Origin of the sequence: Odoribacter sp. AF15-53 (genome assembly GCF_003479425.1) — a bacterium.
Taxonomy (GTDB): Bacteria; Bacteroidota; Bacteroidia; order Bacteroidales; family Marinifilaceae; genus Butyricimonas.
Window position 1 is genome coordinate 406,590 of sequence record NZ_QUHC01000001.1, and the last position, 15,968, is coordinate 422,557.

Below are 15,968 nucleotides of genomic sequence, written 5' to 3' on the forward strand. Positions count from 1 at the left end.
GCATTCCCCGAAAGCCGATTCCCGGCTTTCGGGGAATTTTTTTGTACCGGTAAGAACTGCCTTAGACTTCGCAATTAAATATATAAAAATGATTATTTAACATCATTTCTTTACTTTTGCCGAGAAATTTGCAGGTGTTCCTCCCTCTAATATACCGGATTATCCAAATTTCCATTCATAAGATGGGGTAATTCCTGTCGTATTTTGGGCGTGGGCCAGTTCCACCACTTTAGTGATTGTAACCGTTTTATTGTATCCGGGTCGAATCGTTTCCTGATCTCTTTAGCCGGAACGCCTCCCACGATCGTGTAAGGAGGGACGTCTTTCGTAACTACCGCCCGAGTCCCGATGATAGCCCCGTCGCCGATGTGTACGCCAGCCATGATTATGGCTTCATAGCCGATCCAAACATCGTTACCGATGATGATATCGCCTTTGTTGTCCCATGCCGAGGCGATGTCTGACTTTTCTAAGTCCCATTCTTCATGAAATAAGGGAAAAGTATACGTGGATAAAGATTTAAGCGTGTGGTTGGCACAATTGAAGATGAATTTCGCACCGCGGGCGATGCTGCAAAATTTACCTATGACAAGGCGTTCGTGGTTTATGGGATAGTGATAAAGCACGTTATTCTTCTCGAATTGTGTCGGGTCGTCGACAAAATCATTGTAGATCGTGTAGTCGCCAATTTCTATGGAAGGATCTTTTACTACCGTGTTTAGGTATACGGTCTGTTTATCTCCTGTACGTGGGTATATTTTTGTCATCATGGTAAAATAATTAATGAGTTTAATAAGTCGTGTTATTGTTTACAACACGATGTGTAATAGGAATTTTTGATGGAATACTGGTATAATGATAACTGGCAAACTTGTAAAAGTCTGTCGGTCGCTGAATAGCCTGTTCGGGATTGCTATTCGTTGAACGTAGCTATATGCATAACTGCCATTTCATATTGATGAACAAGTATATATTTCTTCTTTAGTCGAACAAAATTAATAAAAATCGTGAGACAGGATGCTATTTAAGTAGGAAAGTTTTGGCGAGGTTGGTATTTAATTTACTTGTTTTTCTTTGTTGTTATTTTCAGGACATTCACTTCAGGTTTTGACAGCCATTAGCGAATGGCTTGCTCGGATGTGTTTGCGGATAAGTCCGGCTTTTCGTACCTTTGTTCCAAGAGTGAAAAAAATAATCAGGCTTATGGATACTTTTTACGAGGAAGATATATTGAAGGAAGGTTTTCAGCGGAGAACGCTACCTTTGAAGGATGATTACGAGGGACGGGCGATAGCCACGCTCGTGCGTAAACAGGCGGGAGCGGAAAGTAACCGGGCCGTGCTTTATATTCATGGTTTCAATGATTATTTTTTCCAGCGAGAACTGGCGTGTCGGTTTAACGAACAGGGAATTCATTTTTATGCCCTAGATTTACGAAAATACGGGCGTTCGTGGTTACCTCACCAGACGTTTAATGATATTCGGGATTTGAGGGCTTATTTCGAGGAAATCACGCTTGCCTTGGAGATCATCTGGCAGGAAGGCAATCACACGACTCTATTGCTGGGACATTCCACGGGTGGGTTGATTGTTACCTTGTACGCGAAAGAACACGGGGATTCGGCTCTTTTTGACGGGGTGGTGTTGAACAGTCCGTTTTTTGACTTTAACAAGAGTTGGATCGTGAAGAAGTTTATCCCGTTGGCCTCTTTTGTCGGGGGGTATCTTCCGGGTATACGGATCGCGGGAGGGTTCACGGAACAGTACGGTAAGTTCCTGCACCGGGAGAGTCGAGGCGAGTGGGAGTATGATCTGGGATGGAAACCGCATGTCGCTCCCCGGATTAATCTGGGGTGGATACGGGCTATTTATAAGGCACAGCAGGAGTTGAAGCGGCCTTTTGAAGTGCGATGTCCTGTTCTCGTGTTGCATTCGGAGAGGTCTGTAACGGACTTTTCAGACGAGGGACAGGTGCAATCCCGGGATGCTATTTTAAACGTGAATGATATCCGGCGAATGGCCCGGAATATCCGGGGAAAGGTAGATGTCGTTGCCGTTCCGGGAGGGTTGCATGATCTGGTGCTGTCCCGGAAAGAGGTGCGGGAGAAAGTGTATCAACTCGTTTTCGAGTGGTTGGTACAGAAGGACTAAAAGCGTCAAAACGCTTCTAATCCTTCTAGTCAAAGGTTTATGAAGTCTATAAAGTTTATAAGGTCAATAGACCCTAGCGGGCGCTTTGTCCACGGCAGCAGGGCTGCCGGTAATTCTTGTCTGGGAGACATCCGTGATTTTGGGAATAAACGTCCGTGATTGGGAGGTGATTGGGGAATGTTCGTGTGGGAGTAGGGGCGTGAAAGCATGATTTCGGGATAACAAAGACGAGTCAACTAGTCTTTGTCTCGTCTTTATCTCGTCTATGTCTCGTCTTTGTAGCTCGATTTTTTCCTTATCTCCCGCTTAATTTAGGTCGATCTCTGCATGATAGGCTTCCACGTTATTAATGCAGAGTGGACCTCTGGCTTCCAGGAAGTTGATTCGTATGGCTTGTGCCTTGACCGTGTCGAAGCGCAGAATTCTCTTGTACCCGATCGTGGTGGTGGCTTCTCCCGGGTTCACGGCTTTCCATTGATCCCCGACTTTTGCCTCGATGGAGAAAGATTTTACCCGTTGGCCCAGCGGGATATATTCCTGGATGAGCAGGCGGTTGATAGCTTGCGGTTCTTTAAAAGTAAAGGTCAGGGTGGCGGAAGTGATGTCGTCCCGGGTTGCCCAGTAGGTATTGTAATCGGGATCAATAACTCTGTCGGGGGAAAAGTTGTTGCCCCGCGAGTTGGTCGCCACGGGATGGGTTCCGGCGAGCAGGTTGTTGCTTAATTCCTGCCGGACGCGTTGGTGCCATTGAATGGCCCGGAGTGAGTCGATCGGGTTGATCCTGCCGGACGTGTCAACGGGGAAGTTCAGGAGTAGGGTGGCGTTGCGGCCCACGCTTTTATAATAAAGATCGGTAAGGTGTTCCACGCTTTTCACGCTGTTGTCTTCCCCGGCGTGATAGAACCATCCCGGACGGATGGACACGTCACATTCGGCAGTCGTCCATTGATCCCCGTCGGGATGTCCTTGTTGTAACTCGTTGCCGTTGGGATAACCGGGGTAAACGACGCCTGCCCGCAGGAAAGACCAGTTGGTTTCGCCCGCGAAGCCTCTTTCGTTTCCAACCCAGCGACAACCGGGTCCCCCGTCAGAGAAGATCACGGCTCGCGGTTGGAGCTGCCCGACGATCTCGAAAAGACGAGGAAAGTCGTAGTAGGTTCGGCGATCAATGGAGCGGGTTTCGTTTGCCCCGCCGTACCAACCGTCTCCACCGTTAGCCCCGTCAAACCATACCTCGAATATATCGCCGTAGTTGGTAAGTAATTCATCGAGTTGGTTCCGGTAATATTCCACGTATTCGGGAGTGCCGTAGGTCGCTTGGTGGCGATCCCACGGGGAGAGGTACAGGCCGAGTTTTAGCCCGTGTTCGTGGCAGGCTTCCGCGAGCTCTCGCACGAGGTCGCCCTGTCCGTTTTTCCAAGGAGCGTTTTTCACGCTGTAATCCGTGTATTTCGAGGGCCACAGGCAAAAGCCGTCATGGTGTTTTGCCGTGAGGATAACGCCTTTCATACCGCACGCGGCGAGAGTACTGGCCCATTGGCCGCAGTCGAGACGGGAGGGATTGAAAAGCGAGGGATCGGCATCCCCGTATCCCCATTCCTTGTCGTTAAACGTGTTCAGCCCGAAGTGGATGAACGCGTAAGTCTCCATTTTCTGCCACTCGATTTGTTTTTCTTCAGGTACGGGAAGCACGGCTTGGGGTGCGGAGGCACAACCGCAAAGCGTGAATAGGATGATCGTGCAGATCGTTTGTATGTAATGATTCATGCTGTTGTATTTGTTCTTTAGCCTGTTGCAGACAAAATTAAAAAAATATAATGATAATTGAAAGTTTTAACAAATAAACTCCTCCGGTCTTTGGACTCTATTGCTAGTTATATTCATCGTGGGGTGTCAAATTGCGGGACTTATGTTTTGGGTAGGGGTCCACGAGTTGGTAGTGTGTATTTGGGTTATTATTTGAAGATTCGCGGACCCCTGGAGCTCCTGGGACCATCACGGCCAGCTGTTTCGAGCTCTTTTACTGACTAACCGGGGATTGGCAGTCCCCTGCGATCAAATTATGAAAAAAAGAAGTATTCTATTGATACTCGTTAAATCAATGTAAAGATATCGTAATCTGTTAGATTATTGTAATCAATAATCAAGTGCTTGTGTTTATTGGTTTTACGGGAAAGTGAGAAAATCATTTTTCTCGCTTGTTTGTTTACGCGAATGAAGGACAACGATGAGATTGTGGCTATTTTTATGACTGGTCAGCGGGTGTTAATGTCGGATGTTTGATTTCGGAGAAAAAATAGGTACCCCGTGTCGAAATTAGCCATATTATCTTCCTCGTGTTTCGTTGGTATGGCGGGATTTCCTTTATTTTTGGATAGGGTTATTTATAAGATTCACGTATGAATATAAAAGATTCTTCACTGTATGATGTTTTTCTCTCGGAGTTGAGAAGGAAGATTCCGAGAGGTGCCGAGCTGACCACCACGTTGACCGATATGTTGTACCTCGAACGGGAGGCGGTCTATCGTCGGCTGAGGGGAGACGTTCCGTTCACGTTTATGGAGGTTGTAACCATTGCCAAGAAATTGGGGATCTCGTTGGATAATTTAGCCGACTCGGACGCGCTGAAAAGTCGTCCGTTCCAGTTGAAACTGGTAGAGTACGCTAACCCGCTGGAGGCCGATTTCAAGATGATGCAGAATTTCGTCGAGATACTTGCTTACGCGAGGAAAGAACCGGACTGGGAGGCCGGTTTCTCGACGAATATTTTACCCAAGTGTTTTTATTATTATTATCCCAACATTACACGTTTTTATCTGTTCAAATGGTTGTACCAGTACAGTGATGTCGATACGATGAAGCCTTTCCGGGATGTGGGCAGTTGCGATCGGGTGAAAAAGATTCAACGGGAGTTCCTGCGTGAAGTACGCGAGATCAGGTCGTGTTATTTTATATTTGATCACCTCGTGTTCCGCTACCTGGTAACGGATATCCTGTTCTTCGTCAGTATTAACCTGATTACCCCGGAAGAGTTGAAGGTGCTGCAAGCCGAGTTGCTGGAATTGCTGGAGGGCATGGAGCGTTTTGTTGCCAAGGGATGTTACGATGACACGGGCAACGAGATTTACGTTTACCTTTCGAATATTAATCTTGACACGAGTTATTGTTACCTGGGCGGTCAGAATTATCACTTGAGCATGTTGAAGGCGTTCACGCTGAACTCGATCACGTCGTTTGACGTGGAGACATTCCACCGGTTGAAAAATTGGATGTCCTCGTTGAAACGTTCTTCCACGTTGATTTCCGTGAGCGGAGAGAAGGAGCGGGTACGTTTTTTTAATGATCAACGTTGTCTGGTGCAGGAAATGACAGACACGATTTGAGTGGTTACCTCTCGAATTGCGTCTGTCATTTGTCGTTACACTTTCACGATCCGTTCTCGCGTTCTTTTCAGGTGACACCACGAGAAGAGGAACAGCAGGAGTACGTAGAGGTGTTCGGCACTCCAGTACACGGCTAGCGGGATATTACCAAACTGGTTAAGAAACGTGACGTAGGCGAGGTATACCGCGATCGTGATGCACTGGTAGAAGAATGCCGCCCGGGTGGCACCCGTGCCTGACACGGCGTTACAATACACGTGTGCCGGGAGGGACAGGAAATAGTTCGATAACATGACGACAAAGGGCCAGTATGCCATACCTGTCAACTGGTTGTCAGGCGTGTAAATCCCTATGACGGTATCCGGGAATAGCAAGGCGGCCACGATTAACGGAACGCCCGTGATGTATCCCAATCGAATGATTTTCTGGCATAAGGGTTTGATAAAATCCTTTGCCCCGGCTCCCACCAGGTTGCTGACGAGCGATCCCGTGGTCGTGGAGAATGAACTGACGATGACGAAAAAGACCGTGGAGATGCTCCGGATGATGTTGGCTATCGCCAGTTGTGTCGTGCCAAGATGTTCGATTGCGACAAAGAAAAGGAACCAGGGGGCCACGCTGATAAAGGAGTGCATCATGCTCCACGCGGAGAGGTGAAAGAGTTGTCCCTGTAATCGCCAGTCGAGGAGGGGGAACAGGCCGTGGTGCCGTCGGTCAATTTTCAGCCGGGTGTAAACGACGAGCACGAGCAAGCCGCCCAGCTCCGAGATCGAAGAGGCCAAGGCAGCGCCCGTGATCCCCAGGGCCGGGATTGCTCCCGCCCCGAAGATAAACACGTAGTTCAATACCACGTTCGTGCAGGCAAGCGTTGTGGCACTGACCACGAGTACGCGAGTCCGGGTGATGCCCACGAAGAACGCCCGGAAAGCCAGCATCGGGAAGGCGAAGAGTAGCCCGAAGGTTCGCCAGTCCAGGTATTGCATCACCGCCTCGTATATTTTCGGCGAGGAGAGTAATTGACATAGCACGATTGGCGAGAATATTTTGGATAGTCCGCAAAGGGTGAGCGCCAGTGCGGAAAGGAAAAATAATCCCAGCAAGAATACTTTCCCGGCTTCCCCCGGACGTTGTTCCCCGTTCCGGCGGGCGATCATCACTTGCAGCCCGAGACTGAAACCGAATCCCAGAATGTAAAGGGCAAGGTAGTACATGCCCGCGATCGCGGAGGCCCCCAGTTCCGTCTCGCCGACGTGCCCGAGAAATATGGCATCCGTGATGTTGATAAGTTGCTCGACTAGCACGCTCATCATGACAGGGTAGTTGATGAGCCAGATTTGTTTGCTTGTAAAATTCATAATTCAACTTAAATAGCACATGCCGAAGCGTGTTCACTCGGGTGAACCGTTCGATATGTCCGGTAAATGTAAAAGGTAATAAACTCTGTTCCCGGGGACGTGGGTTGTCCCCGTCAGGCCCGAAGCCTTTGACGGAATGCTATTCAAGAAGCGTAGCTATATACAGAGTTGTGCTTTCATGTTGAATAATTCGGTTAACGGGGCAAACTTACGAAAAAGATTCGGAATATATTGTATCCGGACGGTTTGTTTGTATTATATTTTAACACTTTTGTTAATAATGCTTTCACGAACGTTGGGTCGAGTGAAGGCTGTAGAGGGGACTTCGTGCTTGTTTCCAGGTGGTTGCGTGGTGGTCGTGAGGGTAAGTTAACGATAAGTTGCCGATAAGTTACCGATAAGTTGCCGATGTGCAGCGGTAACTTGTGCCTGATTTTACCTTGACGTGTCGTCTGGATATAGAAGAAGGTACGGGGAGATACCGGGGATTTTGCGGTTGGCAATGTCGTGTAACTTGTGCTGTCGAGGAGACGTATAATCGGGTATAGTCGGGAGGTTTGTCCCGTGGATCATTTAAAGCATAAAGATTATGAAAGAGAGTGTAGAGAAAAAAGAGAATGAGGAGACAGTTGATCGACATGCCAAGAATATACCCTCCAAGCAAGACAAGAGTTGGGTCGGGATGGATCAAATGCCACAAGAACAGTTTGATAAGACGGAATTCGAGGATCGGGAAGCGGAAAAGCATCCCGGGAAGAAACGTTGTCATTAAAACTGTTCAGGGATAGGCGGACTTGTGATTTGTGGTCGTCGCGAAATGAATATTAGTATAAATGATACACGGAATCTTCGGGGAACGTTGTATTCCGCGAAGATGAAGTTTAATTTTATCACTCATATTATTCCTGAGAAGCGGAGGAGTTAAAAAGTCCTTCTGCGTGAGGCTCACGTGTACGATCTGAACAGGCCTTTGTAGGAGGATGAGAAACGAAATAATAGAGAGTGATAAGTGAAATTTTTTATTTTTTTCGCTTGTATAAATTTGTATGCTAATTGTTTGTTTATATCCATTATTATCGTAAATTTGTCGTGATTTTGAGTTTTGATTTGATCGCTACAGAGCGTTTGCCTTCATCGTATTATTAAATGTATCGTTAAGCAGACTTTCATAGACAAGATCCAACCTCAAGTAATTCAATTATTAATTTTAAAGTTTGTATTAATGAACATTTACATTTCAAATTTAAGTTACGACGTGAATGACAGTGACTTAAGAGAGTTATTCGAAGAGTACGGTGAAGTTTCTTCAGCAAAAGTTATCATGGACAGAGAAACCGGTAGATCAAGAGGTTTCGGTTTCGTTGAAATGTCTGACGATACCCAAGGTCAAAAAGCTATTGACGAGTTGAATCAAGCTGAATATGACGGTAAGGTGATCAACGTGAATGTTGCAAAACCGAGAACCGATCGTCCGGCTGGTGGTGGTCGTGGCGGTTTTAACCGTGGCGGTGGCGGTCGTGACCGTGATCGTCGTGGTAATGGCGGTGGCCGTAGCTTCGAGAAAAGATTCTAACTTATTTAGGATATAGGAAAAGAGGTGGTTGGAAAGCCACCTCTTTTTTATTCTGTAACCCGGTCCGTGAAGAGGGTTGCCGTTGGTGCGTGTGATAGGATATATGATGCCGGGTACTCTCCTTGTTTATGAACGAGGTGTTCCATGATTTCCTGTTTATCCGCTCCCACGACGGGAATCAGTATGGTTGTACTTTTAAGAATAACAGTTCCCGTCATCGTGATACGTTGTTGTCCGGTTCTTGGGTGATGTGATACCGCGTATACCCGATGGTCAGTTAACAAGTTTGTCGAATTGCTGAATATGGAGGCCACGTGTCCGTCTGTTCCGATTCCCAGTATCGTGCAATCGAAACGGGGTACGTTCGAGTAGCCGGGAAGTTCCCATTTCACCATTTCAGAATAACGTTCAGCCTCCACTTTGGGGTCTTGTTCTCCCCAGATGCGATGAATGTGATATTGAGGAATATCCAGTGGCATGAATAACAAGCGTTCGGCGTGTTTGAAATTACTTTCATCATCTTCCGGGGACACGCAACGTTCGTCTACCCAGTAGAAACGAAGGATATCCCAGGGGATGTTATCCCGGTATTCTTTTACCCAGAGTTTGAAAAGTTGTTGTGCGGTAGAGCCACCGGATAAAGCCAGGTGATAAGGTTTTGATTTACTTTTCTTTATCGCCGCGATCAAGGCTTCGGTCATCGAACGTAACGTCTCTTCTGGAGTTTTATATACCTCTATTTTCATGGTTTGTACATATCTAGTTAGTTCCTATTTATACGATGCAAGTTACGGTTTATTCATGACTAAACCAAGAAAAAAGGTTAAGAAAACTTATAATTAATCGCCTTTGGCGAGTTACAGGTTGCAAGTTACATTTGCCTGCGGCAAGTTACAAGTTATTTACCTGTGCGGACCAACGCTCTTCTCGCTTTAAACTCTAAATTCTAAACTCTAAACTTACAAATCATTTCTACTTTTCAGTTGCTTCTTCATTGATTTATTGAATCGTCTGATAAACAGGGTGGCGGCGAACATGAGACCGCCACAAAATCCGGAAAGCAGGCCACAAGGACCGAAGTTTAGTGCGATCCCGGCGATGTATCCCAGGGGAACGGCGACAAGTAGGTAGGAAATGAGGGCGTAGATCATGGGGCGTTGCACGTCGGTAATTCCCCGCAAGGCTCCGAGAGCCGTGACTTGCAGGCCATCGAAAATTTCGAATACCGCAACCACGAAGAACAGCTGGCGGGCCACTTCGATCACGGCGGGATCGGGGGTGAAGATGGAAGCTATCGGGGCTCCGAAGAGCGCGTAGATGATGGCGGCTCCCGCCATGAATACCACGGCGAGCCGGAGTGAGGCATGAGCGTATCGGCGTACTTTGGCGATATTTCCCCGTCCGTACTCGTGACTGACGAGGATCGTGGAAGCGCCGGCGATCCCGCTGGAAATCATGAACGTGAGCGAGATCATGGACATCACGATCTGGTTGGCGGCGAGAGCTATCGTCCCTAGCCAGCCCATCATCACGGTGATGAGGCTCAACGATAGGAATTCGACCACCATCTGGCCGGCAATGGGATATCCTACCTGTAATAGTTGTTTGATTTTCCGGCTATTGGTATTGGCCATCCGGAAAAAGCGAAACACGGGATTATAAACGGCAGAACGATGGATATAAAAGAAAAACGCCATGGGCATCATCGTTCTGGAGATTAGCGTAGCCAGTCCCGCACCTGCCACACCGAGGAATGGTGCGCCGAATTTACCATATATGAATATGTAGTTGAGGAAAATATTCATCACGTTACACGAAATCGTGATCACCATGGCTACTTTCGTGTTACCGATTCCTTCCATGTACTGTTTGAATGTCATGAACAAGATAAAAGGAATAACCGAGAGGGAAGTTAGTATATAGTATCCTTTGCATAATGCCACGACCTCGGTCGGTTGGCCCATCATGGAAAGGTAAGGCATGAGGATGAACAAGAAAAGGGTAAGTAAGAGTGCAACCGCCGTGTTCAACACGAGCGAGTTCTGGAAAAATCCGGCGATACGTTCTTTGTCGTTAAGGGCGAACGCTTGTCCTACAAGAGGGGTTAGTCCGGTGGCAATACCCATGCCCACGACCATCGTGTTCATGATAATGGCTCCAGCCAGTGAAACTGCCGCTAGTTCGGGGGCTCCGAGTTGACCGACCATGATATTATCTGCCATTTGCACGATGGCTTGTCCCGCCAGCGAGAGCATGATGGGGAAAGCGATACGGATATTTTGTTTATAATATACGGAACTAATTCTCATTTTTAGATTGTTTTAAAACGGGGACGAAATTACAATTGAAAACGGAGAATTAAGAATAATAGTTATTTTTCTTTTTCCTTTCCTGTAAGAAGTTGAAAAAGAGGGGATATTGAACGATTGTTCCTGAAGTGAATACTTGGTTTACAATATTTGGTTAAAAATAATTCAAAAAAAAGAATTTTACTTGTGCGGATTGAAACAAACGTGTTTTGCGTTTTCGTATAACGTGTAGTTAAATCACTAAAATTTTAGTAATTTAACTATATATTAAGTCAAAAAATTGCGAAAGTAGAAATAAATGTATACTTTTGGTATACTTAAAACAGAGAGAAATGAAAGGATTGATGGTTCGATATTTTTCGTCGTTACTTTTCTTCTTAACGATCGGGGTAAACCTTTTTGGAAGCACAGATTCCAAGGGGATGGTTCCTGTCGCCGATAAGATTAACGTCGAGAATACATCGGACGTGTTCCAACTCTCCACGAACCCGATTGATCGGCATGGTGTTTTTGAGCGTACGCTTGAATTTTCGAACCAGCAGGTTACAACAGGAAGTAGTCGGGAACAGTTCTCTATTTCGTTCTACAAAAAAATACAACTCTCTTCACGCAGGTCCGAATTCAAAATGTTGGAGGAAAAGACATTCGAGTATTTCTCCGATTTGTTAGGTATTCGGCATATTCAGGGCTTCTACGTGATAGACCTGCGTGAAATCATTGTTTAGCCTTTCCCCGGTCAAGTCTAATCCCTTGTATCACGAATAGTGGTATCAGTATGTCGTATGCTTCTATTTGCGAATAGATGAAGATGTAATGCTTTGATATACACGTGATTGTTGTCGTGATCGGTGCTTCATCAGAAGTACGGGTAGACTGTCTGTATTCTTATTTTTCGGTATATTTTTTAATTAAAATTGTTCATAAACGAATAATATTGATAGACCTATGGAAAAGAGTAAAACAAATAGCAAGAGTTTCACCAAATCAGCATTGGTTCAAACCTTATACCCGATCGTGGTTATGTTAGCAATATTCGGGTTAGTTTTCTTAGCATTATACATAGCATTATAAAATAATAAAAAAATCTCACTATGAAAAAGACTGCAACAACAAAAGGAACAAAGAGAAGTTTAGGTATTTCTGCATTTCCGATAATCATTCTTTGCTTTATCCTGGCAATGGTTATTTATCATTTCGTGTACGGTAATCCCGCCAATTTCATCAACAATGACCCGAATAATCACCCTCTTCCCGGGAACCTGTTAGGTACTATATATAAAGGAGGGGTGATCGTTCCTATTATCCAGACGTTGTTATTCACGGTTTTGACCTTGAGCGTGGAAAGGATGCTCGCGTTGAGAAAAGCGAAAGGTAAAAAGAATTTACAACAATTCGTGACAAAAGTAAAAGATCAACTGGAACAAGGAGATATCGAGGCTGCCCGTCAGGCTTGTGACGAGCAGAAAGGTACGGTTGCTAACGTGATTAAGGCATCGCTCTCGACTTACACGCAAGTGAACGCTTGTGATACCCTGTCGAAGGAAGAAAAGCAACTGGCGGTCCGGAAAGATTTGGAAGAGGCAACCATGCTTGAATTACCGACCATGGAACAGAATTTGGGGGTTATCGCCACGATTACTACTTTGGGTACATTGATGGGATTGCTCGGTACGGTAATCGGTATGATCAAATCGTTCGCTGCCCTGTCATCCGCCGGGGGAACCGACTCTATCGCACTTTCAACCGGTATTTCCGAAGCCTTGGTGAATACGGCTTTCGGTATTGCCACGGGGGCTTGCGCGGTTATCGCTTACAATTTCTTTACCAGTAAGATTGACGGGATCACGCATAGTATCGACGAGATCGGTGCTTATATCGTGCAAACGTTCACTATCAAACAACGTTAAGTTACAATTATAATATAGTACGTTATGAGTCAGAAAATTAAAAAGAAATCAACATTTATAGACATGACCGCCATGAGCGACGTGACGGTGTTGCTGTTGACGTTCTTCATGCTGACTTCCACGTTTATCCAGAAAGAACCGGTGCAGGTGAACCCGCCGCAGTCGGTTTCCGAGATCAAAATTCCTGAATCTAATATCGTCTCGATACTTGTCGAGCCAACGGGAAAAGTGTTCATGGGACTGGATAAACCACAGGATCGTATCGAGGTACTGAAAAAAATGGGCGAGAGCTACCAGATCGAGTTTACCGATCAGGAATTGAAAAAGTTTAGCCTGTGTAATTCTTTCGGGGTGCCTATTCAAGGAATGAAGCAATTCCTGGCGCTTCCCGCGGAAGATCAGGATAAAGTGATCATGAATTACGGCATCCCGTGCGACAGCACGAACAATCAGTTCAAGTCGTGGATGCAATTTGCCCGGGAGGTGAATAAAGATTTGGTTATTGCTATCAAGGCTGACCAGAAAACACCTTACCCGTTGATTAAGGATATCATGGCAACATTGCAGGACTTGCGAGAGAATCGGTATAACCTGATTACCTCTTTACGGAACATGCCGCAAGTGTGAAAAGGGTTACAGGTTGGCAGGTTACAGGTTGCAAGTTCGAACTTGAAAACCTTGGGGCTGCAAACTGGAACTCACAACTGAATTATAATTTGTAACGATTAGTATTATGTCAGAAATACAAGAAAAGGGTGGCGGGGAACGCAAGAAAGGAAAACAGAAGAAGTTCAGTATCCGGGTGGATTTTACCCCGATGGTGGATATGAACATGCTTTTAATTACTTTCTTCATGCTCTGTACATCCATGAGTAAACCCCAGACAATGGAGATCAGTATGCCCAGGAAAGATTTACTGAATGAAGAGGAGCAGAATAAAGTGAAGGCTTCCAAGGCGATGACGATCCTGTTGGGAAAAGAGGGAAGAGTGTATTACTATATGGGAGAGCCGGATTACGAGAATCCCGATATGGTGAAGGAAACCGACTTTTCTCCGAACGGTTTGCGTGCTATTTTGTTAGGACGTAACCAGGTGGTGATGCAGAAAGTGAGGGAACTGAAACAGAAGAAAGCGAACTTGGAGATCACGAACGAGGAGTACCTGAAAGAAACTTCCGAGGTGAGGAAAGATAAGGATTCTCCCGTGGTGTTAATAAAAGCGACCGATTTCTCTAATTACAAGAATTTGATCGATGTTCTTGACGAGATGCAAATCTGTAATATCGGGCGTTACGCGATCATGGATATCACACCCGGAGATTTACGTTTATTACAGGATAAGACACACGACGGGTATGCCGATGACTTGAAAGAGGTTATCGAGTACCGGGAGGCAAAACAGTAAGATCATGGCAAAGGATATAAATGTAAATTCGGTGGAGTGGTGCGATCTGATATTCGAGGGGAAGAATAAGGATTACGGGGCTTACGAGCTTCGTAAACACTCTCCCCGGCGCCACTTGACGGCCTATTTCGTGATAATAGGCTGCGTGATTCTGGCAATGGTTCTTCCGGCGTTTATCCGTTTCCTGACCCCGGTTAAGGCTCAGGAGAAGATGGTGACGGTGACGGAACTATCCGATTTGAAGATGGAATTACCGGAGGTGAAAGAGGAGAACAAGATCGTGGCGGTGAACGTCCCGCCTCCTCCAACTTTGAAAACAACGATCAAGTTTACGGCTCCCGTGATCAAGAAAGACGAGGAGGTACGTGAAGAGGACGAGATCAAGACCCAAGAGGAAGTGAACCAGGCGAAGGCCGCGATTTCCGTGGCTGATGTGAAAGGTAACGATGATGAAAACGGTAAGGATATTGCCGATCTGGAAGATCACAAGTTGATCGTGGCAAGTGATGATGAGGTTTTTCAGGTGGTGGAACAAGCCCCTGAATACCCGGGTGGTATGGCCGCTTTGATGAAGTGGATCGGTAAAGAGATCAAATACCCGAGTATTGCACAAGAGATGAATATCGAGGGAAAAGTTATCGTGCAATTCGTGATCGGGCGGGATGGGGCGGTACGTGACGTGCAAGTGTTGCGTTCGGTCGACCCGACGCTGGATAAGGAAGCCATTCGCGTGGTGCAAGCGATGCGGAAGTGGATTCCCGGTAGACAGCGAGGGGAACCCGTATCCGTGCGGTTTACTTTACCGATCTCTTTTAGATTGCAGCAGTAAATATTGTTGTTGCAGAGGAGCAAGTTACAGGTCGAGAGCTTGGGGACATCACTTGAAACCTGTGACTTGCAAAACCTGTAATTTGAAAACTTGTAACCTGTAACTTAATAAATAGTATGAATATTCGAATCGGCTTTTGGCTGTTATGCCTGACTTCCTTTATGGCTTGTAAAGGGAAAACGTCAGGAACGCAGGATACCCTGTTCAGCGGGGTAATCCGTGTTGCGGTCGATGAAACACTGTCTCCCTTGGCCGAGGATGAGATTGCGGTTTTTGAGGCTCAATATAATCAGACGGGTATTGTCCCGATATACACGAGTGAGGTGGAAGCTATAAACCTGTTGTTAAGAGACAGTGTTCGTTGGGTTCTGGCCACCCGTCCTTTATCGGGGGACGAATTAGAGTCATTCCACAGCAATAAGTTTTTTCCGGAGTCCATAAAGATAGCCACTGATGGAATAGCCTTGATCGTGAACAGGCAAAATGCCGATTCGATATTTAATATAAGCATGTTGCAGAAGGTGTTTTCAGGAGAGGTTACCCGTTGGAATCAGATTTCTTCGGGTTCCAAACTGGGCGATATTCACGTGGTGTTTGATCACCCGAATTCGAGTACGGTGCGTTACGTGTTGGATTCTATATGCGGACGGGGACGATTGTCTGATCGTTGTCATGCAGCCGGAACCAACCGGGAAGTGATAGATTATGTGTCTCGCACGCCGGGGGCCATGGGGGTGATCGGGGTAAACTGGATCAGTGATGAACAGGATTCCCTGTGCCGGGATTTTCAAAAAGGAATACAAGTGGCCCGGATCAGCCGTGCGGATCAACCTACTTACGGGAATAGTTATCAACCTTACCAGTATTATCTTTACACGGGCCAGTATCCGTTATCTCGCGATATTTATATTTTGTTGAACGATCCCCGGAGTGCTCTTCCTACCGGATTAACCTCTTTTATCACGGGATCAAGGGGACAGCGGATTATTCTGAAAGCAGGATTGTTGCCCGCGACGATGCCGGTTAATATTGTAAACGTGAGAGACCAAATTTAAA

The 15,968-nt window shown here is 46.2% G+C and carries 14 protein-coding genes and 1 pseudogene; 10 read left to right on the plus strand and 5 right to left on the minus strand.

Annotated elements, in window-relative coordinates; genetic code table 11:
* Positions 1 to 146: 146 nt before the first annotated feature.
* Positions 147 to 770, minus strand: a complete 624-nt coding sequence (locus tag DWW52_RS01605) for a CatB-related O-acetyltransferase (RefSeq protein ID WP_118713721.1) — start codon at positions 768 to 770, stop codon at positions 147 to 149.
* Positions 771 to 1,203: 433 nt separating this feature from the next.
* Here DWW52_RS01605 and DWW52_RS01610 point away from each other — a divergent pair, with 433 nt between their 5' ends.
* Complete coding sequence (locus tag DWW52_RS01610; RefSeq protein WP_118713722.1) at positions 1,204 to 2,151, plus strand: alpha/beta hydrolase; 948 nt, start codon at positions 1,204 to 1,206, stop codon at positions 2,149 to 2,151.
* 324 nt (positions 2,152 to 2,475) lie between these two features.
* Here DWW52_RS01610 and DWW52_RS01615 read toward each other — a convergent pair.
* Positions 2,476 to 3,918: pseudogene (locus tag DWW52_RS01615) on the minus strand (alpha-L-fucosidase); the annotation flags it as partial.
* A 632-nt stretch (positions 3,919 to 4,550) separates the two neighbouring features.
* Between DWW52_RS01615 and DWW52_RS01620 the strand changes: the two are divergent.
* On the plus strand, positions 4,551 to 5,534 hold the full coding sequence (locus DWW52_RS01620; RefSeq protein WP_118713724.1) for a helix-turn-helix domain-containing protein: 984 nt from the start codon (positions 4,551 to 4,553) through the stop codon (positions 5,532 to 5,534).
* 35 nt (positions 5,535 to 5,569) lie between these two features.
* On the opposite strand, the gene DWW52_RS01625 is transcribed toward DWW52_RS01620, so the two are convergent.
* The gene (locus DWW52_RS01625) at positions 5,570 to 6,889 is read right to left on the minus strand and encodes an MATE family efflux transporter (protein ID WP_118713725.1); all 1,320 of its coding nucleotides are present in this window, start codon (positions 6,887 to 6,889) and stop codon (positions 5,570 to 5,572) included.
* Positions 6,890 to 7,478: 589 nt separating this feature from the next.
* Between DWW52_RS01625 and DWW52_RS01630 the strand changes: the two genes are divergently transcribed.
* Complete coding sequence (locus DWW52_RS01630) at positions 7,479 to 7,661, plus strand: hypothetical protein (RefSeq protein WP_118713726.1); 183 nt, start codon at positions 7,479 to 7,481, stop codon at positions 7,659 to 7,661.
* A 450-nt stretch (positions 7,662 to 8,111) separates the two neighbouring features.
* A complete protein-coding gene (locus DWW52_RS01635) occupies positions 8,112 to 8,462 on the plus strand; it encodes an RNA-binding protein (RefSeq protein ID WP_118713727.1) in 351 nt (116 codons plus the stop codon).
* Positions 8,463 to 8,509: 47 nt separating this feature from the next.
* Here the strand turns inward: DWW52_RS01635 and pgl are convergent, their stop codons facing one another.
* Together pgl and DWW52_RS01645 are read right to left on the minus strand one after the other, a co-directional pair.
* On the minus strand, positions 8,510 to 9,208 hold the full coding sequence (gene pgl, locus DWW52_RS01640) for a 6-phosphogluconolactonase (protein ID WP_118713728.1): 699 nt from the start codon (positions 9,206 to 9,208) through the stop codon (positions 8,510 to 8,512).
* 213 nt (positions 9,209 to 9,421) lie between these two features.
* Positions 9,422 to 10,771, minus strand: a complete 1,350-nt coding sequence (locus tag DWW52_RS01645; RefSeq protein ID WP_118713729.1) for an MATE family efflux transporter — start codon at positions 10,769 to 10,771, stop codon at positions 9,422 to 9,424.
* Between the two features lie 332 nt (positions 10,772 to 11,103).
* Here DWW52_RS01645 and DWW52_RS01650 point away from each other — a divergent pair, with 332 nt between their 5' ends.
* From DWW52_RS01650 to DWW52_RS01675, 6 genes are all read left to right on the plus strand, one after another.
* Positions 11,104 to 11,496 carry a hypothetical protein gene (locus DWW52_RS01650; protein WP_118713730.1) on the plus strand — a complete coding sequence of 131 codons (393 nt, stop codon included), beginning with the start codon at positions 11,104 to 11,106 and terminating at the stop codon, positions 11,494 to 11,496.
* A gap of 366 nt (positions 11,497 to 11,862) precedes the next feature.
* Positions 11,863 to 12,678 carry a MotA/TolQ/ExbB proton channel family protein gene (locus DWW52_RS01655; RefSeq protein ID WP_118713731.1) on the plus strand — a complete coding sequence of 272 codons (816 nt, stop codon included), beginning with the start codon at positions 11,863 to 11,865 and terminating at the stop codon, positions 12,676 to 12,678.
* A gap of 24 nt (positions 12,679 to 12,702) precedes the next feature.
* On the plus strand, positions 12,703 to 13,305 hold the full coding sequence (locus DWW52_RS01660) for a biopolymer transporter ExbD (protein WP_118713732.1): 603 nt from the start codon (positions 12,703 to 12,705) through the stop codon (positions 13,303 to 13,305).
* A gap of 106 nt (positions 13,306 to 13,411) precedes the next feature.
* Positions 13,412 to 14,083 (plus strand): biopolymer transporter ExbD, encoded by a 672-nt coding sequence (locus DWW52_RS01665; protein WP_118713733.1) that lies wholly within the window; start codon positions 13,412 to 13,414, stop codon positions 14,081 to 14,083.
* 4 nt (positions 14,084 to 14,087) lie between these two features.
* The gene (locus DWW52_RS01670; RefSeq protein ID WP_118713734.1) at positions 14,088 to 14,912 is read left to right on the plus strand and encodes an energy transducer TonB; all 825 of its coding nucleotides are present in this window, start codon (positions 14,088 to 14,090) and stop codon (positions 14,910 to 14,912) included.
* 116 nt (positions 14,913 to 15,028) lie between these two features.
* Positions 15,029 to 15,967: a PstS family phosphate ABC transporter substrate-binding protein gene (locus DWW52_RS01675; protein ID WP_118713735.1), complete on the plus strand. Its 939-nt coding sequence runs from the start codon at positions 15,029 to 15,031 to the stop codon at positions 15,965 to 15,967.
* Position 15,968: the final 1 nt, after the last annotated feature.